Below are 3,709 nucleotides of genomic sequence, written 5' to 3'. Positions count from 1 at the left end.
CCCGAGCTCCGCTCCGGGCACCGCCCCCGAGGGAGCCCTTCGATGACCGCCCCCGTGATCGGCAGCCCGACGGACCCGCGCGGGGCCGTACCGCCCGAGCCGGCGACCGCACCGGCAGCCGCGCCCGCGCCGACGCCCGTACCCACTACCGAGTCCGCCCCCGCCTCCGCGGCCGCCCCCGGAACGGCGCCCGAGCCGCTCTGGTTCCTCCGGGTCAACCCGCTGCGCCGGTCCCGGCTCGCCGACGCCGCCCTGCGCCGGCAGCTCGTCCTCGTCACCGCCGCCGAGCAGACCCTCGCCGAGGCCGCGGCCGCCGCCTCCGACGAGCTGTACGAGCGGATCGGCGCCGCGACCGACGACACGGAACGGCGGGCGCTCATCGCCCTGCGCCGCGCCGTGAACAGCGGCAAGGCCCCGAAGGCGACCCCGGAGGCCGCCGGCCCCGTGATCGGCGCCTGGCTCGAAGCCCGCACGGAACGCGACCGGATCCGCGCCGAGTTGGTCGACGGCTACCCCGACGCGGCCGAGCGCGAGCGCGGGGTCCTCGCCGAACTCCTCGGCGACGCCGACCTGCTGCGCTCGCTCGCCCTGGTCGCCCCCGAGGTCCACCAGGAGGCCGAGCGCTACCGCGCCGCCGTCCGGGCCCCCGGCAGGGTCCCGGCCAAGAGCCGCAAGTCCGAGCGCGGCCTCATCCAGTACGTCACCCGCGCCATGGTCCGTACGAGCCCCCTCGCCCGGTTCACCGCCGTCGGTATCGCCGAGCCCGACCCGGCCGCGCCCGGCCCCGACGAGGCGGGCTTCGGCGGCGCGACCGCCTTCCCCGGCCTCGACCGCGTGATGCTCAACTACGTGCTCGGCGGCCTGCCCGACCCCGCCGACCGGGCGATCGAGGACCTGTGGATCGGCCTGCCGCCGACCTCCGCCCCCGACCCGGCGGCCGGGAAGCTCTTCTTCCTGAAGCCCTCGCCCGAGGGGATGCGCCGGGCCGCCGTCAGCCTCGACGGCCCCGCCGGAGACCTCCTCGACGCGGTCTCCATGGGCCCCCGGCCCTTCTCCTCCGTCGTCGCCCACGTCGCCGCACGCTCCGGCATCGCCGCCGCGGACGCCGACCAGAAGGTCCGCGGCGCCGTCGCGCAGGGCCTCCTCTGCACCTTCCACGAGGCCGAGGACGGCTCCACCGACTACGACGTCCTGCTCACCCCCGACGACCCCCGCCCGGACACCAAGCGGCTCACCGACCGCGTCAAGGCGGGGATGCCCGCCTTCACCGCCGCGCCCGCCGGCGAACGCGGCGCCGCGCTCGCCGAGTTGCGCGGCGCCCTCGGCGAGCTCAGCCACGCCGCCGGCCGCCCCGCCCACGTCACGGTCGAGGAGGACTACGTGATGCCGCCGCTCAAGGTGGCCACGGAACCGTGGAAGGAGTCTCTGAAGGACCTCGGCCCCGCCGTCGAACTCCTCACCGTCTTCGACTGGCTGCACGACGTCCGCGTCCTGATGACCGCCGCGTTCGTCGAGCGCTTCGGCCCCGGGGCCGACGTCCCCCTCGCCGCCCACGCCCCCTACGTCGTCGGCGAGGTCTCCCGCCGCGCCGCCGCCATGGCCGCCGTCTACGGCCCCGACGGCCCCGGCGACCCGACCGCCCTCAAGGGCATCGGCCCCGCCGACGGCTCACTGGAGCGCATCTACGAACTGCGCCGCGAGGTCACCGAAGCGCTCCACGCCCGCATCGGAGAGGCCGCCGAACGCGGCGACGACACCCTCCGCATCACCCCGGAGCAGGTCGAGGGCCTCACCGGCGACCTGCCGGAACGCTTCCGCCGCGACCCGCTGATCTACGGCATCCTGCTCCAGCGCGGCGACGGCCACCTCGTCCTCAACGACGGCCTCCCGGGCCACGGCATGCTCTACGCCCGCTTCCTGGAGGCCGACCGGCGCCTCGGCGGCCGCGCCCTGCCCCGCCTCGCCGACCACGTACGCCGGGTGTACGGCTACGACGGCGCCCGCGTCACCGAGGACCTGGGCCTGCACCGCCTCAACGTCAACGCCCACACCCCGATCCTGCCCGGCGGCCTCACCCCCGACGACTGGTTCGGACTGCGGCTCGCCCACGACCCCGAGACCGACTCCCTGCGCGTCGAGGACGCCGACGGCGCCCCGCTGCGGGTCCTCCCGCTCGGCACCGGCCACCCCGGCCTCTTCCCGCCGCCGCTCTCCGTCGCCTCCGGCCTCGCCATCAGCGGCCGCCTCTTCAACGCCCTCCCCAACAGCTGGCACGCCGCCACCCCCTGGGACCGCACCGCCACCCGCGTCGCACCCCGGATGGCCGTCGGCGACGTCCTCATCGGACGCCGCCGCTGGTACGGCGGAGAGGAACTCGGCACCGCCCTGGCCGCCGGCCCCGAGGAGCACGAGCGGCTCCTCGCCCTCAACGCCTGGCGCGCCCGGCACGGCGTCCCCGAGGAGGTCGTCGTCAAGACCGTTCCCGAGGACGAGGGCCCGCTCTCCGTCGGAGCCCCCGACATCCAGTCCAAGCGCCTCCAGCAGAAGCCCCAGTACGTGGACCTGAGCAGCGCGCTCGGCGCCCGCGTCCTGCCCCGGATGCTGGAACGCCGCGGCGCCGACACCGGCGGCAGCTACCTGGAGGAGGCGCTGCCCGGCGTCGTCGACGGCACCCACGCCACCGAGTGGGTCGTCGAGGTCGGCCGTACGGCCGGCGGCCGCTTCACCTACCACCCGACGACCGAGGCGGAGGAGCGATGACCACGCCCACGAAGGCGCTCAGGACGCGCCCCGACCTGCACTACGCGCCCGTCCCCGGCGGCGTCTACTTCAGCGGGGTCCGCGCCCGGTTCGTGCTGCGCGGCTCCGAGGTCCTGCACGCCGTCGCCCAGGGCTGCGTCCCCCTCCTGGAGGGCGGCACCGACGAGGACGCGCTCGTCGCCGAGATCGGCACCGAGCGCGCCCGCCCCGCGGTCCGCCTCCTCGTCGCCAAGCTCCGCGAGAACGGACTGCTCCTCGACCCGGCCGCGCACACCGCGCCCGAACCGCCCGCCGACGTCCGGGCCCGGCACACCGAGGCGCTCGCCCGCCTCGAAGGACTCCTCGACGACCCGTACGGCGCCTTCGCCCGGCTCCGCGCCGCGACCGTCCTGGTCACCGGCCCGCCCACCGCCACCGGCCCGGCCGTCCGCGGTCTGCGCCGGGCCGGGGTCGGCACCGTCCTCACCGGGACGGAGGAGGCACCCGCCACCCCCGACGCCGTCCTCGACATCCGCGCGGACGACGACAGTCCGGCCCCGGCCGCCGACGCGCCCCTGGTCGTCCCCGTCCATCTCGGCGGCACCGGCGTCACCCTCGTCGGCCCCGCCCTCACCGACCCCGGGGACCGGACCGCCCGCGACGCGTTCCACACCCGGGCCCGCGCCTGGGCCGACGCCGAGTCCACCGCGCCCGCGCCCCGCCCCGTGGCGGACGCGCTGGCCGGCGCCCTCGGGGCGCAGCTCCTCGTCGACGTCCTCACCGGCACCGCCGACCCGGGCGAGCGCCTCGGTGTGCCGGGCCCGGACGTCGGCGGGCGGTTCGGGCGCGGTGTGCGCGGCCGGGTCGAGGAGCAGTCCGTTCTCGCGGAGCTTGGCGACGAGGAGGCGGACCGCGGGGCGGGCGCGCTCGGTGCCGATCTCGGCGACGAGCGCGTCCTCGTCGGTGCCGC

The 3,709-nt window shown here is 77.2% G+C and carries 1 protein-coding gene and 1 pseudogene; both read left to right on the top strand.

The features are described 5' to 3' along the window. Nucleotides 1-42 precede the first annotated feature (42 nt). Nucleotides 43-2,760 carry a lantibiotic dehydratase gene (locus EAO70_RS00410; protein ID WP_148001034.1) on the top strand — a complete coding sequence of 906 codons (2,718 nt, stop codon included), beginning with the start codon at nucleotides 43-45 and terminating at the stop codon, nucleotides 2,758-2,760. Further along, nucleotides 2,757-3,709, top strand: a pseudogene (locus EAO70_RS37510) (hypothetical protein); the annotation flags it as partial. The gene EAO70_RS00410 and the pseudogene EAO70_RS37510, both read left to right, overlap by 4 nt.

It is taken from the genome of Streptomyces sp. adm13(2018) (assembly GCF_008042145.1).
GTDB lineage: Bacteria > Actinomycetota > Actinomycetes > Streptomycetales > Streptomycetaceae > Streptomyces.
The sequence above is the reverse complement of the archived record's forward strand: the minus strand, read 5'-3'. Positions and strand labels throughout refer to the sequence as shown.

Coding starts and splice junctions, on each gene's coding strand:
- EAO70_RS00410 (WP_148001034.1), top strand. CDS start 43: ATGACCGCCCCCGTGATCGGCAGCCCGACGGACCCGCGCGGGGCCGTA.